Origin of the sequence: Secundilactobacillus odoratitofui DSM 19909 = JCM 15043, from assembly GCF_001434895.1 — a bacterium.
Lineage (GTDB): Bacteria > Bacillota > Bacilli > Lactobacillales > Lactobacillaceae > Secundilactobacillus > Secundilactobacillus odoratitofui.
Genome location: NZ_AZEE01000001.1, coordinates 17,043 through 32,216, shown reverse-complemented (window position 1 = coordinate 32,216; position 15,174 = coordinate 17,043). Strand labels below are relative to the sequence as shown.

Genomic DNA, 15,174 nt, shown 5'->3' with positions numbered 1-15,174 from the left:
GGCCCTATGCAAAGAGTTTTAGTTGTTGATGATGAACCTGCAATTGTCACACTGTTAACCTATAATTTAGAAAAAGCTAACTACGAGGTGGAATCGGCAATTAATGGGCATGACGCCGTTAACTTAGCCAGTGAGAAGCACTTTGATGCAATTTTACTCGATTTAATGTTACCCGGACTAGATGGTGTCGAAGTCACCAAGCAGCTACGACAAGAAAAAGTGAGCACCCCAATTATCATGATCACAGCCAAAACGGATGAATTTGATAAAGTGTTCGGGTTAGAGTTGGGTGCGGACGACTACATTACCAAACCGTTCAGTCCTCGCGAGGTTTTAGCTAGGCTTAAGGCAGTTTTGCGGCGAACTCAGGGTGGCCCAGCAACTGATAGTGAATTTGATGATAGCCAGCAGTTGCGAGTTGGTGAGATCATGATCGATCAAGCTACTGTGAGTGTCACTGTTAATCAACAACGGGTAAAACTAACACCCAAAGAATTTGAACTACTGGTTTACTTAGTTAAACGACCAAACCAAGTTTTAAAACGTGACCAGTTACTTGAGGGCGTTTGGGGGTTTGATTATGCCGGTCAAACCAGAATGGTTGATATCCATATTTCTCACTTGAGAGACAAAATTGAACCAGATCCAAAGCATCCGACCTATCTCAAGACCGTCAGGGGATTTGGTTATCGTTTCGAGGCACCCCAACATGATTAAGCAAAGGCATCTATTGAAACGGTTAGGGTTAGAGCTTGGCATCACTTTTTTGCTTAACTTTTTAGTTATCTTCATCGCCATGCGTATGCTAGGTGCTTCTCAGTTAACGGGTTCGACTATCAGCCAGTTAGGTTTCCTTGATTTGATTGCGTCAATTATAGAAGTTGGGTTATTTAACTGGGCCTTTTTACACCGTCAGCAACCAATCAATGCGATGACCCACAAGGTACAAGGTATGCTGAAAGATGAGCAGCCGGCGCACGTTTTATTGCGGCATAATGACGACTACTACGAACTGGCGATGGCCATTAATCGGTTACAGACGCATCAACAAAAACTATTGCGAGCCAAAACGCAGCAGACTGAAGAGCTACGGTTACTGTTGGCCTACTTACCCATCGGTGTGATGGTGATCGACCGCTACCGAAAAGTGGAGATGGCAAACGCCGCGATGGCAGAGTTTTTGCAGACCGAAATTAATCCGCACCGTCATCCCTATACACAAGACATTCATCAATTTGAGTTGGTGTCATTAATCGGGAAGGTGATTAGTGATAAGACGTCCAGACGGCAAGTAATCACCTTGCCCGGTGTACCAACCGAAAAACGCGTGGAGGTCTCGGTGGTGTACACTTCGACAACTGAAGATTTCTTCCAGATTTTGGTGCTTTTGTATGATGTCACCGAAATTTACGCGGTTGAAAAGATGCAAATGGACTTTATTTCAAATGCCTCCCATGAATTAAAAACGCCGGTTACCGCAATCGCTGGCTTTGCTGAAACGTTGTTAGGTGGTGCTAAGGATGACCCAGCGACTCTAGATGAGTTTTTAGGAATTATTCAACGGGAAAGCAAGCGCCTAACTGAGCTCATCCAAGACGTGCTTGCCATTTCAAGAATTGAATCACAGTCATTGTCTGAACAACAGGTGACAACGATTAAGCTGGCGGAGATGGTGACCGAACAAACTCGAGTATTGCAACAGATTGCTTCCATGAAACGGGTCACCTTTAGTAATCTGGTTTCTGATGATGTCAAGGTGAGTGCCGATGAGAAAAAACTTGATGAAATTATCAAGAACTTGATGTCTAACGCGATAAAATATAATCATGAAGGTGGACAAGTCAAGATTAGTTATCAAGCGAATAATGAGGATTGGTCAATCATGGTGCAAGATACCGGTATTGGAATTGCGCAGAATGAACAAGCCAGAATTTTTGAGCGGTTTTATCGTGTTGATAGTTCTCGTACCCAACAGGTTGTCAGTGGTACAGGTCTCGGTTTGGCCATTGTAGCCGAATTAGTGCAGTCGATGGGCGGCCAAATCTCAGTGCACAGTCAACGTGGTGTTGGGAGTACATTTACGGTCACTTTTCCAATTAAGACTCAAAAATAAACATATTAATAAAACCGGTCTAGGCGCTTATTCAATTAAATGCCTAGACTGGTTTTATTTATATCCGGAATGGTATAGATGAAAATCGAAAATATTTACAAAACATTTACAAAGATGTGTGCCTGACATTTACATTGCTTTCGTATACTGATTTTGAAAGATGAGATGGAGGGACAACGCATGTCAAAAGCGCGGTGGATTGAGATTCTACTGGTAATCAGTATCGTTATTTTAGGTGGTTGGGCGTATCAGACCAGACAGGTCAGTCATACGAACCAAACCATTACGGCTGTTGGCTCAACGGCACTTCAACCGTTAGTTGAAGCAGCGGGTGAAGATTACGCGGGTCAGCATCTAGGGACGTTTGTGAACGTTCAAGGTGGTGGCACGGGGACTGGGCTAAGCCAAGTGCAAGAAGGTGCAGTGGATATCGGCAACGCCGATGTGTTCGCGGAACAGCAAAAGGGAATTGTGCCCAGTCGTTTACGCGATCATCGCGTCGCAGTGGTTGGCATCACACCAATCGTTAATCCTAAAGTCGGGGTCAGCCACCTGACAACCAAACAGCTGATTGCCATCTTCACTGGCCGGGTAACGAATTGGTCGCAGGTCGGTGGTCATCATCAAAAAATCGTGATTTTAAACCGCGCTCAAGGCAGTGGAACTCGAACAACTTTTGAACAATATGGGTTGAACGGCCATCGCAGTATTGCGGCTCAAGAACAAGATTCCTCAGGCATGGTTCGCCAAATCGTAGCAACCACACCGGGGGCAATTAGTTACGTTGGCTTTTCGTACGTTGATAAAACGGTTCGGGCAGTATCGTTGAACAGTGTGGCGCCAACTAACCAAAATGTGACCACAAATCATTGGAAAATTTGGTCGTATGAGCATATGTATACTGGCCGCCAACCGCAGCCATTAGCAACTGCGTTCATTCACTACATTCAATCGGCCAAGATTCAAAAGACCCTCGTCAAGCAACTTGGCTATATTAGCATTTCTGAAATGAAAATTTCGCGTGATGGTCACGGTACCATTTCGCAAGTGGGGAGCAGCCATGAATAATCAGTTGAAAAAACAGCTATTAAAACGATCAAAGGCCGCTAAGCTGGAACGCTTGGGAAAAAGCGTGAGTTTTCTGGCGTTAATGTTGATCACCGTAACCGTGTTCGCGATTATTATTTTCGTCGCGTCAAAGGGATTTTCAACGTTTTTTAGCAACCACGTGAGTTTCGTGGATTTTATTACCGGGAAAAATTGGAATCCGTCAGTCACGAACGCCAAGGGACAGCCAGAGGTCGGTGCGCTACCCATGATTGCAGGCTCGTTCATTGTGACCATCTTATCCGCGTTAGTTGCCACGCCGTTCGCAATTGGCGCCGCAATTTTCATGACTGAGATTTCACCACAACGAGGTGCTAAAATTTTACAACCGGTGATTGAGTTATTGGTGGGGATTCCATCGGTAGTTTACGGTTTTATCGGGTTGACGGTAATTGTGCCGCTGACTCGGAGCCTATTCGGTGGTAGCGGGTTTGGCATTTTGTCCGGGACCTGTGTCCTGTTTGTGATGATCTTGCCGACGGTGACGTCGATGAGTGTCGATGCCCTTCGTGCTGTGCCACGGTACTATCGCGAAGCAGCACTGGCACTAGGTGCGACCCAATGGCAGACAATTTATAAAGTCATCTTGAGAGCGGCTACTCCGGGGATGCTGACGGCAATCGTTTTTGGCATGGCCAGAGCATTCGGTGAAGCATTAGCAGTTCAAATGGTGATTGGTAACGCTGCCTTATTACCAACCAGTTTGGTATCACCGGCTTCAACCCTGACTTCTGTCTTAACGACTGGTATTGGTAACACCGTCATGGGGTCATTACAAAATAATGCGTTGTGGTCATTAGCACTCGTGTTATTGGTGATGTCACTAATTTTCAACTTGGTAATTCGCTTAATCGGACGTAAGGGGGCAATGTCAAAATGAATCCCAAACTAAGTAATCGGATCGCCATTTCGGTCCTCTACGTTATTTCAGGTACTATCATCGTCATTTTAGCAGCATTGCTAGGCTACATTATCATTAGTGGGTTACCAGCCATTAACTGGCACTTCTTAACGTCACCAGCGCGTGCCTTTACGAGTGGTGGTGGCATCGGGATTCAGTTATTTAATTCGTTTTACCTACTTATTCTAACGATGCTGATCTCATTTCCCATTGCCTTGGGTGCTGGGATTTATTTGAACGAATATGCTAAACAAAATTGGGTAACTGCATTAGTCAGAACCGCGATTGAGATTTTGAGTTCACTGCCTTCCGTTGTTGTTGGATTGTTTGGCTTTTTAATCTTCGTTGTGCAATTTGACTTTGGCTTTTCAATTCTGTCTGGCGCCTTTGCCCTGACGTTTTTCAACCTCCCATTGTTGACTCGAAGCATTGAAGAAGCGCTGGCTGCCGTTCCCAACGCACAGCGTGAGGGCGGCTTGGCACTCGGCCTTTCAAAGTGGGAAACGGTGACCCATATTATTGTTCCGGCGGCGCTACCGGCGATTTTAACTGGAGTGATTTTAAGTGCGGGACGAATCTTCGGTGAAGCGGCAGCATTGATCTTTACCGCTGGTCAAAGTGCACCTGCTTTAAATTTTGCGGATTGGAATCCATTCAACATGACCAGTCCATTGAACCCAATGCGACCAGCCGAAACGCTAGCCGTTCATATTTGGAAAATTAATTCGGAGGGAATCATGCCCGATGCAAAGGCAATTTCTTCGGGCTCATCGGCCGTACTGGTGATTTCAGTTTTGGCATTTAACCTACTCGCTCGTTTCGTCGGGAAACGATTATTTAAGCGTTTGACAGCTAGCTAACGACTGGCAGAATTGGAGGCAGTTCATGTTAATTAATCCAACTAGCCCGCATCAAGGTGATAGCTGGCTCGAAAGAAATATTGTTGACCCAAGTGAGCGTCATGATTCACCAATCGTTTTGGAAACGAAACAGTTGCGAGTCTTTTACGGTGAAAACGAGGCCATTCATGAGGGTGATTTGAAGTTTCCAGAACATCAAATCACAGCGTTAATTGGCCCTTCTGGTTCTGGTAAATCAACCTTTTTAAGATCGCTCAATCGTATGAACGATGGCGTCGCAACGGTTAAGGGTCAAATCTTATATCGTGGTGTTGATGTGAATCAACCCGAAATTGACGTTTACGAAATGCGCCGCCGAATTGGCATGGTCTTTCAGCGCCCAAATCCGTTTTCAAAATCGATTTATGACAATATCGTGTTTGCGCTTCGGCGACGGGGTGTGACTGATAAAGCGACGCTGGATGAAATTGTTGAAACAAGCCTAAAACAGGCGGCCATCTGGGACGAAGTGAAGGATTCCCTTCAAAAAAGTGCCTTAGCACTTTCCGGAGGACAGCAACAACGACTTTGCATTGCCCGCGCCATTGCAGTACAGCCAGATATTTTACTCTTGGACGAACCGGCCAGTGCGCTTGACCCAATCTCAACTGGGAAACTTGAAGAAACCTTGATGACACTTAAGCAGAAGTACACCATTATAATCGTGACGCATAACATGCAACAAGCAGCTCGAATTAGTGACTATACAGCTTTCTTTAACATGGGACGGGCGCTTGAATATAACGAAACCTCAAAAATTTTTACTCGGCCCAAGGTTCAGTTAACCAATAATTACGTTGCTGGCGATTTTGGATAGGAGATAACGATGACAGCGATTTTAGAGACGCACGACCTACATGTCTATTATGGCAAGCACGAAGCATTAAAGGGCATTGATCTTAGTTTTGAGGAGAAGGGAATCACCGCCTTGATTGGGCCGTCAGGTTCAAGTAAATCAACCTATCTGCGGACGCTCAATCGGATGAATGATTTAATTCCGAATGTTACGATCACCGGTGATATTGCCTTTCGCGGTCAAAATATTTATGCGCCACAGACCGATTTAGTGACTTTACGTAAGGAAATTGGCATGGTGTTTCAACAACCCAACCCATTTCCGTTTTCAATCTATGACAATGTGGCCTTTGGGTTAAAGTTAGCTGGTAGTCAGCAACGCGAACAACTCGATGAGATTGTGGAAACTAGCCTCAAACAAGCAGCTGTGTGGGATGAAGTTAAGGATCATCTCCACGAAAGTGCGCTATCACTTTCAGGTGGTCAACAGCAACGAGTTTGTATTGCCAGGGTGTTAGCAGTATCGCCTGAAATTATCTTACTTGATGAACCCACCAGTGCGTTGGATCCAATCTCAAGTAGCCAAATCGAAGCGACTTTGTTAAAATTAAGAACCGATTATACGATTATTACGGTGACCCATAATTTGCAGCAGGCGTCACGTATCGCTGATCGAACGGCCTTCTTCATGGACGGCGAAATTGTCGAAGTTGATGATACTAAAAAAATTTTTATGAACCCAGCTAAAAAAGCAACTGAGGATTACATTAGTGGTCGCTTCGGTTAGTAATGGAGGAAAATGATGAGACGGTTATTTGACGAAGAATTAGACGAGCTAGATAACGGCTTCACGGAGATGGGCATCTTGGTGAGTAACGTGGTCCAGCAATCAGTAGACGCTTTTATCAACCACGATCGCGCCGCTGCCCAACAAATTATTGATCACGACCACGATATTAACGAACGTGAGATTCGCTTGGAATCCAAGTCATTTGAGATCATTGCTCTGTATCAACCTGTGACGACGGATCTTAGGGAAGTTGTGACGATTCTAAAGGCAGTGTCCGATTTGGAACGAGCGGGGGATCATGCTCGTAATATCGCCTATGCCACAATTGAGGTGAAGGGAAATACTCGGGTTGCGTCAATTGAATCCCAGATTGCCCAAATGGGACAATTGACAACGGATATGGTTAAGCGGGCGATTCAAGCGTACGTTGACAAGGATGAGGTTGCGGCTAAAGATTTAGTCACAATTAACGATCAGTTGATCGATTTTCATGATCAAATTATGCGTGAAAGTTACGACCAAATTACCAAGGATTCCGAAGTGTTAATTGCGGCCATGAACTATAACCGTGTTGCTGGTGACCTGATCCGAATTGCGGATTACTTGACCAATGTTGGTGAGTGGATCGTCTACTTAAAGACGGGTAAAATCATTGAATTAAAGCTGATGAAGTAAAAATTTCAAATCAAAAAGGGTCATGCAGGACCTGAATATTATGTTCAAAAACGTCGTCAGTTTCTGATTGAAGAAACGGCGGCGTTTTCTGAGTCGTCAATTTGACGCCAAACCACCATCAGGGAAGGCTGTTTATGCCTCATGACTTGGATAATTCACCATAAGATTCTCTGACAAATCTACCGTTGAATTGAGAATCAGATCGATAAAAAGGTCATCACGCCTTCAAGAATGTAATCGATTACATTTTAAGGCTGTTTATGTTAATAAATCGTGTTAAATCGGTTTCTTCACTTGCTTTCGAGCGTCACATTATCTATTCTGTAATTGGTAACTAGAAATGAGGTGATTTTTTGATGAATAGCAAACGACGATTAACACGTTCCTCTGACCGAATTTTTACGGGCGTTTTGGGCGGCTTAGCAGCGTACTTTGGCATCAGTGCAACACTGGTACGAATCATTTTCGTTGTACTGACCATTTTTCCTGGGCACGTTGTATTCGGTCTGTTAGTTTACCTACTACTCACCGTTATTATTCCCGAAAACACTGGTACACAGCGGCAAAGTCACTTTTGGAACGCTGATCAGTCACAATCACGAAAAGAGCTCCACGACGTTACTGAGGAAGATACTGATAAAAAGTGAGTTGTAGAGAATATGAAATTTTGGGTTCGAATATTAATTAACGCAGTGCTTTTTATGGCACTCGCAGGTTTTTTAAAGAGTCTCTTTTTTGTTGCTAGCCCATGGATCGCATTACTTGCAAGTTTAGTGCTCGCAATTTTGAACGCGCTAGTTAAACCGTTTTTAATGATTTTGTCATTACCTATCACGGTGGTGACGCTGGGGCTTTTCAGTATCGTGATCAATGGTTTGATGTTGCAATTGACAGCCGCACTCGTTGGACAGGACTTTCGGTTTAGTTCGTTCGGAGCTTCGATGCTCGTCGCTGTGTTGATGTCGCTATGTAATACGATTATTTCAAACTACGTGGGTCACGGTAATACTGATTAATGCGTTTAATTGGTTACTAAAATAGATCGTCAAATCAGAAAGAAGGGTGTCCTGCTGCTGATGACAATTAGCTAAATTGACGATACGTTTAGTGATGTTCATAAAACCTCCCGTTGGCTAATCGGGAATCAAACTGACCATTATTTTTGTGGCATCAGTGGCGGGTAATGATTTGGCAGATAGTGTAACAGTTGCTGACCTGGTTGAAAACATTCGGCTGGATGTGATATACGGTGATGATTTACTGGATGATCGCGAAATTTCAACGAGTGATATCTCACGACCGGGTCTCGAATTAACTGGCTATTTTAACTATTATCCAGCTAAGCGAGTTCAACTTCTTGGTATTACGGAGACTTCCTTTGCCAAGGGAATGAGTCATGATGAGCTATTGAGTGTCATGCGTCAAATGTGTCAACCAGAAACGCCAGCGTTTGTGATTTCGACGCAACTCGAACCACCAGAGGAACTCTTACAAGCGGCCAAAGAAAATCAGATTCCCATTTTGGGGACTAAGATGACAACGTCTCGGGTCTTAAGTAATATGACGAACTACCTTGAAGGCCAGTTGGCAGAACGACAATCGCTTCACGGGGTTCTCGTTGATATCTATGGCGTCGGCGTTTTGATCACTGGTGATTCAGGGGTTGGGAAAAGTGAAACCGCGCTGGAATTGGTTAAGCGTGGTCACCGGTTAATTGCGGATGACCGTGTTGAAGTTTATCAACAGGATGAACAAACCTTAGTTGGTGCAGCGCCAGCTATCTTAGCCCATTTACTTGAAATTCGAGGGATCGGTATCATTGATGTCATGAACTTGTTTGGTGCTGGAGCTGTTCGAAGTGAAACTGATATCGAACTGATTGTTCACTTGGAAGCTTGGTCGGCTGATAAACGGTTTGATCGACTCGGTAATGGCGACGAAACGCAAAAGATTTTCGACGTTGAGATTCCTAAAATCTCCATTCCGGTCAAAACTGGTCGTAACTTAGCCATTATTATCGAAGCCGCTGCCATGAATTTCCGTGCGCGTTCGATGGGTTACGATGCCACTAAAGTTTTTGATCAGAATTTGAACCGGTTGATTCAACAAAATTCAAATAAAAAATCTAAATAGTTAAGATTCACTATAAGAGAAGTTAAGAGGTGGCATCCTTGCGGGGAGTTTTGGCAGCATTGAACCCAATTGCATTTCACTTGGGTCCAATAGAGGTTCACTGGTATGGTATTTTCATTGCTAGTGCCGTTATTATTGCGGTATATTTAGCAGTCCGCGAGGGCAATCGACGTTCGGTTGATGCTGATGACATTTACGATATGATTTTGTGGGCGTTACCGGCGGCCATTATCGCAGCGCGTGCTTATTACGTTGCGTTTGAATGGCCGTATTATTCGAAACACTTGGGCGAAATTATCCGAATTTGGGATGGTGGAATTGCCATTTATGGTTCGCTGATTGGTGCCGGTTTGGTTGTGTTTTTCTTTTGCCGTGCACGATTTATACCAGTATGGTTAATGTTAGATATTGCGGCGCCAACCGTTATCATGGCCCAAGGGATTGGACGCTGGGGCAACTTTATGAACCAAGAAGCTTTCGGTCAGATTACGAGCTTGAGCTTTTTACAAGGTTTACATTTACCTCAATTTATTATCAACCAGATGTTCATTAATGGCGCTTATCGGCAACCAACGTTTTTATATGAATCAACTTGGGATATTCTCGGGTTCATTGTTTTAATGAGTCTGCGACACCGAACTGGGCTCTTTAAACAGGGAGAGGTCTTTCTAAGCTACGTCATTTGGTATTCATTTGGCCGATTCTTCATCGAAGGCATGCGGACAGATAGTTTAATGTTGATGAACGTTATTCGCGTGTCACAATTATTGTCGGTTGTTTTGTTTGTCGGTGCGATTGGGTTGATGCTCTATCGACGTCGACTTGGCAGTCAGATTCCAATGTATCTTGAAGGTAACCCTTTTTCAAAAAAAGCCGTGAAGGCGAAAAATTAAGGAGAAATAACTATGTCTGAAAAAATTGCAGTATTAGGCGCAGGCTCATGGGGTAGTATTTTAGCGAACTTGTTAGACGAAAATGGTCACGACGTTTCACTCTGGTCTTATAAACAAGATCAGGTCGACGAACTCAATCAACACCATACTAATACGCATTATATTAAGGATTTTACCTACTCTGAAACCTTAGTGGCATATTCTGACCTTAAAGCTGCATTGAAAGACGCCACAACCGTCTTGTTTGTGGTTCCAACTAAAGCAGTTCGCTCAGTTGCTAGTCAAACCAAGCGTGCATTAGCCGAGCTACATACAAAGCCAGCACTGATTCATGCCAGTAAGGGGATCGAACAGGATACTTACAAGCGGGTGTCGGAGATTTTAGCTGAAGAGATCCCTGCAGAATCACGTCAGTCGATTACCGTCCTTTCAGGTCCTAGTCATGCCGAGGACGTTGCCAAAAAGGATATTACCTTGGTAACAGCTGCAAGTACTGATTTGAGCGCCGCTGAACACGTTCAAAAATTATTCATGAACCGTTACTTCCGGGTTTATACCAACACAGACGTAATCGGTGTTGAAATTGCGGCTGCCTTGAAGAACATTATTGCCTTAGGGACTGGTGCTTTACACGGTCTTGGCTATGGTGACAATGCTAAGGCTGCTTTGATGACTCGTGGTTTAGCTGAAATCTCACGGTTAGGTGCTTCGTTCGGTGCTAACCCGCTGACCTTTATTGGTTTAGCAGGCGTTGGTGATATTATTGTGACTGGGACTAGCCACAATTCCCGTAACTGGCGTGCCGGTGATGAACTTGGCAAAGGTCAGTCCCTTGAAGAAGTGATTGACACCATGGGTATGGTGATCGAGGGTGTGGCAACTACCAAGTCGGCTTACGAATTAGCTAAGCAACGGGGTGTGGACATGCCAATCACAACGGCGATTTACCAAGTTCTTTATGAAGGCAAGGATATCCGAGAAGCTATTTCTGATTTGATGCAACGTGAGGGTCGATCAGAATTTTAAGGGTGCGACAAATTGCTTGTTGGCTAAATGCTAGACAAACTTACAAAAAGATAGTAAAGTTAGTGCCATTAAATTAACTTCTCGATGGTACGAGTGAAAGGGGAACTTTGATGGCAAAACAATATGATGTGATTGTAATCGGTGCAGGCCCTGGTGGCATGACTGCAGCGCTATATGCGTCACGAGCTAACCTATCCGTTTTGATGTTGGATCGCGGGATTTATGGTGGTCAAATGAACAACACAGCGGCAATTGAAAATTATCCAGGTTTTTCTTCAGTGATGGGCCCAGACTTGGCTGAGAACATGTATCAAGGTTCGACCCAGTTCGGCGCGGAATACGCCTATGGTAACGTTGAAGGAATTGAAGACCACGGTGCGATTAAAGTGGTTAAAACTGATACTGACAGTTTTGAAGCGAAGGCAGTCGTCATTGCGACCGGCTCAGAATACCGTAAACTAGGTGTACCTGGCGAAGAAGCTTATGGTGGCCGCGGTGTTTCTTACTGTGCAGTTTGTGATGGTGCTTTTTTCAAAGGCCGTGAAGTCATCGTTGTTGGTGGTGGTGATTCCGCTGTTGAAGAAGGACTTTATCTGACACAGCTCGCTTCCAAAGTGACTGTGATTCATCGTCGTGATCAGTTACGCGCCCAAAAGATTATTCAAGACCGGGCATTTGCTAATGACAAGATGAACTTCATTTGGAATAGTAACGTTGAGGAAGTTCTAGGTGATGATCAAAAAGTCACCGGTGTTAAGGTCGTTAATAATCAGACTGGTGAAGAGCAGACGATTGATGCCAGTGGTGTCTTCATTTACGTTGGTATTTTGCCTAAGACTGAGCAATTTGGTGATCTTGGCATTACTGACGAAACCGGTTGGATTCCAACTGATAAGAATATGGCGACTAAAGTACCTGGTATTTTTGCCATTGGCGACGTTCGAGCTAAGGATCTTCGTCAAATCACTACTGCAGTTGGTGATGGTGGCGTTGCGGGTCAACAAGTGTTTAAGTACATTGAATCACTTGCTGATACCGGAGCAACGGTTTAGTTTAACACCAATGTTATTCATGAAAGTGGCACTCAAACTTGACTTTGAGTACCGCTTTTTTTGAACTCCCAAACTCGGTATAATTAAGTGTGTAATTGAAATGAGAAAAAGGATGGCGAAACCATGGAGACACTTGCAACGCAGCTTGAAGCACAACTGGATTATGAGGTACGGCCACTGACTCATCAGGATGAAGATCAAATATACGCTTTGCAGAAACAACATCAGGCTTACTTTGATTTGTTTTTGGACCATCGCTTAACAAAGCAGGAAGCGGTTCGTGATTTAGATGAAGTTGCCAGTGACGCAACGCCAGCACAAAAAAACTACTTAGGGTTGTTTGATCATGGCCAATTAATTGCAACGCTGGATTTAACCATTGATTATCCGCTACCGCAATTAGTCTGGCTAGGACAATATTTTGTCGATGCTGAACACCTTTCGGAGGCGGATCAACGGGCCATCATGGCCACTGTGTTAACGACACTTAAGGCATTGACAGCTGTTCAAGTGCAGTTATTGGTTTTAAAAGCCGATCAGGCAGGTCGTGACTTTTATGAAGCAGTTGGGTTTCAGGCGATATCAGAGACGCGAACCCGGATCAATGGTCAATTCGTGGACGCAATCGTCTATCAACGAGCACTCTAATTGACTGATTTAGCAGTGATAACCCGGTTAGTGGCGAAAATACGTTCGGTATGTTAGAATAGACGAACGCACGTAGGAAGGCGAATGCTTTCCTACTTTTAACGTGTTTTAAATTAAGGGGGTCACGAGCGTGATTGAACGACAGGAGAATCGTAAATTTGACTTAGTGTCCAAGTATCAGCCAACGGGAGATCAACCTAATGCCATCAAGGAACTGACGGCTGGTATTGATGCAGGTAAACGCGCCCAAGTATTATTAGGTGCGACTGGAACTGGGAAAACCTTTACGATTTCTAATGTGATAAAGAACGTCAATAAACCAACGTTGATTTTATCGCATAATAAAACGTTGGTTGGACAGTTATATGGCGAATTTAAGGAATTTTTCCCGAATAATGCGGTTGAATACTTTGTCAGTTATTACGATTATTATCAACCGGAAGCCTACGTGCCCTCAAGTGATACCTACATCGAAAAGGACTCTTCCATTAATGATGAGATTGATAAACTGCGACACTCAGCGACTAGTTCGTTGCTTGAGCGTAACGATGTGATCGTGGTGGCCTCAGTGTCATCGATCTTTGGCTTGGGGGATCCTAATGAGTATAAAAATCACACCGTTTCGTTGCGAGTTGGTCAACAAATCGAACGAAATGATTTGATGCGCAAACTGGTTGATATTCAATTTGACCGAAATGATATCGACTTTCAACGTGGTCGGTTCCGAGTTCATGGTGACGTTGTCGAGATTTTTCCGGCCTCACGTGATGAACGGGCGTTACGGGTTGAATTCTTCGGTGACGAAATTGACCGTATCCGTGAAGTTGATGCCCTTACTGGTGAGATCATTGGTGACCGCGAACACGTCGCTATCTTCCCGGCAACCCACTTTATGACCAATGACGATATTATGGATCATGCCATTACTGGGATTGAAGATGAATTAAAAGACCGTTTATCCGTTTTAGAAGGTGACGGCAAGCTGTTGGAGGCACAGCGCTTAAAACAGCGAACAACTTACGATATTGAGATGCTCCGCGAGATGGGTTACACCAACGGTATCGAAAACTACTCACGGTTTATGGACGGTCGTAAACCAGGTGAGCCACCGTATACACTGCTGGATTTCTTCCCCAAAGACTTCTTGCTGGTTGTCGATGAATCACACGTCACGATGCCACAAGTGCGTGGTATGTATAATGGTGACCGTTCTCGTAAACAACAGCTGGTTGATTACGGTTTTCGCTTGCCAAGTGCTTTGGATAACCGGCCGTTAAAGCTCGATGAATTCGAAGATCACGTTAATCAAGTCGTTTACATGTCGGCGACGCCAGGTGACTACGAGATGGATCAGACTGATACGGTCGTCGAACAGATTATTCGGCCGACTGGTTTACTTGATCCAACGGTTGAAGTCCGGCCAATTATGGGCCAAATGGACGATTTAGTTGGTGAAATCAATCAACGAATCGATGCAGACGAACGCGTTTTCGTGACAACTTTAACTAAAAAAATGGCAGAAGATTTAACGGACTATCTGAAAGATTTGGGCATTAAAGTTGCCTATCTACACAGTGACATTAAGACTTTGGAACGAACTGAGATTATCCGTGATTTACGACTTGGTAAGTACGATGTGTTAGTTGGTATCAACTTGTTACGTGAGGGGATCGACGTACCCGAGGTTTCCCTAGTGGCGATTTTAGATGCTGATAAAGAAGGTTTTCTTCGAAATGAACGGTCACTGATCCAAACCATGGGTCGGGCTGCTCGTAATGAACACGGGGCAGTTATTATGTATGCCGACCACGTGACAGATTCGATGCAACGTGCGATGGATGAAACAGCTCGTCGTCGTCAGATTCAAACTGCCTATAATAAAAAGCATGGCATTACACCTAAGACCATTAAAAAAGATATTCGTGACCTCATCAGTGTGACGAAACCGTCAGAGGGTAGTGGCGAGAAGGATGACTTTGTTGAAAGCGACTTTGAGTCAATGTCACACGAAGAACAACTGGATATGATTAAGCGGCTTGAAGACGAGATGCGTAGTGCAGCTAAGAAACTTGATTTCGAACACGCTGCCACGTTACGTGATACGGTATTGGAACTTAAAACCGAATTAGATGGCTAGCCAAG

At 44.3% G+C, this 15,174-nt stretch carries 16 protein-coding genes; all 16 read left to right on the top strand.

The window, feature by feature from the left end; genetic code table 11:
• The first annotated feature begins 6 nt into the window (after positions 1-6).
• The 16 genes from FD04_RS00155 to uvrB all read left to right on the top strand — a co-directional run bounded on the left by FD04_RS00155 (position 7) and on the right by uvrB (position 15,169).
• Positions 7-717, top strand: a complete 711-nt coding sequence (locus tag FD04_RS00155) for a response regulator transcription factor (RefSeq protein ID WP_054702009.1) — start codon at positions 7-9, stop codon at positions 715-717.
• Positions 710-2,113: a two-component system histidine kinase PnpS gene (gene pnpS, locus FD04_RS00150; protein ID WP_056946177.1), complete on the top strand. Its 1,404-nt coding sequence runs from the start codon at positions 710-712 to the stop codon at positions 2,111-2,113. Before FD04_RS00155 ends, pnpS begins: the two co-directional genes overlap by 8 nt.
• 180 nt (positions 2,114-2,293) lie before the next feature.
• Complete coding sequence (locus FD04_RS00145) at positions 2,294-3,181, top strand: phosphate ABC transporter substrate-binding protein PstS family protein (protein WP_056946175.1); 888 nt, start codon at positions 2,294-2,296, stop codon at positions 3,179-3,181.
• Positions 3,174-4,100 carry a phosphate ABC transporter permease subunit PstC gene (pstC, locus tag FD04_RS00140; RefSeq protein ID WP_056946173.1) on the top strand — a complete coding sequence of 309 codons (927 nt, stop codon included), beginning with the start codon at positions 3,174-3,176 and terminating at the stop codon, positions 4,098-4,100. Before FD04_RS00145 ends, pstC begins: the two co-directional genes overlap by 8 nt.
• Positions 4,097-4,981: a phosphate ABC transporter permease PstA gene (pstA, locus tag FD04_RS00135; protein ID WP_056946171.1), complete on the top strand. Its 885-nt coding sequence runs from the start codon at positions 4,097-4,099 to the stop codon at positions 4,979-4,981. Before pstC ends, pstA begins: the two co-directional genes overlap by 4 nt.
• Positions 4,982-5,006: 25 nt before the next feature.
• Positions 5,007-5,837, top strand: a complete 831-nt coding sequence (gene pstB, locus FD04_RS00130) for a phosphate ABC transporter ATP-binding protein PstB (RefSeq protein ID WP_056946169.1) — start codon at positions 5,007-5,009, stop codon at positions 5,835-5,837.
• 9 nt (positions 5,838-5,846) lie between these two features.
• A complete protein-coding gene (gene pstB / locus FD04_RS00125; protein ID WP_056946167.1) occupies positions 5,847-6,602 on the top strand; it encodes a phosphate ABC transporter ATP-binding protein PstB in 756 nt (251 codons plus the stop codon).
• A gap of 15 nt (positions 6,603-6,617) precedes the next feature.
• Positions 6,618-7,280, top strand: coding sequence for a phosphate signaling complex protein PhoU (gene phoU / locus FD04_RS00120; protein WP_054702018.1), 663 nt, complete (start codon positions 6,618-6,620; stop codon positions 7,278-7,280).
• Between the two features lie 356 nt (positions 7,281-7,636).
• Positions 7,637-7,927 carry a PspC domain-containing protein gene (locus FD04_RS00115; RefSeq protein WP_054702021.1) on the top strand — a complete coding sequence of 97 codons (291 nt, stop codon included), beginning with the start codon at positions 7,637-7,639 and terminating at the stop codon, positions 7,925-7,927.
• 12 nt (positions 7,928-7,939) lie between these two features.
• Positions 7,940-8,296, top strand: coding sequence for a phage holin family protein (locus tag FD04_RS00110; protein WP_056946165.1), 357 nt, complete (start codon positions 7,940-7,942; stop codon positions 8,294-8,296).
• Positions 8,297-8,468: 172 nt separating this feature from the next.
• Entirely contained in the window at positions 8,469-9,413 is a 945-nt protein-coding gene (hprK, locus tag FD04_RS00105; RefSeq protein WP_054702024.1) for an HPr(Ser) kinase/phosphatase, read from the top strand.
• Between the two features lie 38 nt (positions 9,414-9,451).
• Positions 9,452-10,306 carry a prolipoprotein diacylglyceryl transferase gene (lgt, locus tag FD04_RS00100; protein WP_056946163.1) on the top strand — a complete coding sequence of 285 codons (855 nt, stop codon included), beginning with the start codon at positions 9,452-9,454 and terminating at the stop codon, positions 10,304-10,306.
• 12 nt (positions 10,307-10,318) lie between these two features.
• On the top strand, positions 10,319-11,332 hold the full coding sequence (locus tag FD04_RS00095; RefSeq protein ID WP_056946162.1) for an NAD(P)H-dependent glycerol-3-phosphate dehydrogenase: 1,014 nt from the start codon (positions 10,319-10,321) through the stop codon (positions 11,330-11,332).
• Between the two features lie 110 nt (positions 11,333-11,442).
• On the top strand, positions 11,443-12,384 hold the full coding sequence (gene trxB, locus FD04_RS00090) for a thioredoxin-disulfide reductase (RefSeq protein ID WP_054702035.1): 942 nt from the start codon (positions 11,443-11,445) through the stop codon (positions 12,382-12,384).
• A gap of 123 nt (positions 12,385-12,507) precedes the next feature.
• Positions 12,508-13,032, top strand: coding sequence for a GNAT family N-acetyltransferase (locus FD04_RS00085; RefSeq protein ID WP_054702038.1), 525 nt, complete (start codon positions 12,508-12,510; stop codon positions 13,030-13,032).
• A 130-nt stretch (positions 13,033-13,162) separates the two neighbouring features.
• Positions 13,163-15,169, top strand: a complete 2,007-nt coding sequence (uvrB, locus tag FD04_RS00080; protein ID WP_056946160.1) for an excinuclease ABC subunit UvrB — start codon at positions 13,163-13,165, stop codon at positions 15,167-15,169.
• Positions 15,170-15,174 lie beyond the last annotated feature (5 nt).

Excerpts from the sequence above, each read along its gene's own strand:
- trxB (WP_054702035.1), top strand. The coding sequence starts at position 11,443 with ATGGCAAAACAATATGATGTGATTGTAATCGGTGCAGGCCCTGGTGGC.
- FD04_RS00115 (WP_054702021.1), top strand. The coding sequence starts at position 7,637 with ATGAATAGCAAACGACGATTAACACGTTCCTCTGACCGAATTTTTACG.
- pstB (WP_056946169.1), top strand. The coding sequence starts at position 5,007 with ATGTTAATTAATCCAACTAGCCCGCATCAAGGTGATAGCTGGCTCGAA.
- pstC (WP_056946173.1), top strand. The coding sequence starts at position 3,174 with ATGAATAATCAGTTGAAAAAACAGCTATTAAAACGATCAAAGGCCGCT.
- phoU (WP_054702018.1), top strand. The coding sequence starts at position 6,618 with ATGAGACGGTTATTTGACGAAGAATTAGACGAGCTAGATAACGGCTTC.
- FD04_RS00085 (WP_054702038.1), top strand. The coding sequence starts at position 12,508 with ATGGAGACACTTGCAACGCAGCTTGAAGCACAACTGGATTATGAGGTA.
- pnpS (WP_056946177.1), top strand. The coding sequence starts at position 710 with ATGATTAAGCAAAGGCATCTATTGAAACGGTTAGGGTTAGAGCTTGGC.
- pstA (WP_056946171.1), top strand. The coding sequence starts at position 4,097 with ATGAATCCCAAACTAAGTAATCGGATCGCCATTTCGGTCCTCTACGTT.
- FD04_RS00155 (WP_054702009.1), top strand. The coding sequence starts at position 7 with ATGCAAAGAGTTTTAGTTGTTGATGATGAACCTGCAATTGTCACACTG.
- FD04_RS00110 (WP_056946165.1), top strand. The coding sequence starts at position 7,940 with ATGAAATTTTGGGTTCGAATATTAATTAACGCAGTGCTTTTTATGGCA.
- FD04_RS00145 (WP_056946175.1), top strand. The coding sequence starts at position 2,294 with ATGTCAAAAGCGCGGTGGATTGAGATTCTACTGGTAATCAGTATCGTT.
- FD04_RS00095 (WP_056946162.1), top strand. The coding sequence starts at position 10,319 with ATGTCTGAAAAAATTGCAGTATTAGGCGCAGGCTCATGGGGTAGTATT.
- pstB (WP_056946167.1), top strand. The coding sequence starts at position 5,847 with ATGACAGCGATTTTAGAGACGCACGACCTACATGTCTATTATGGCAAG.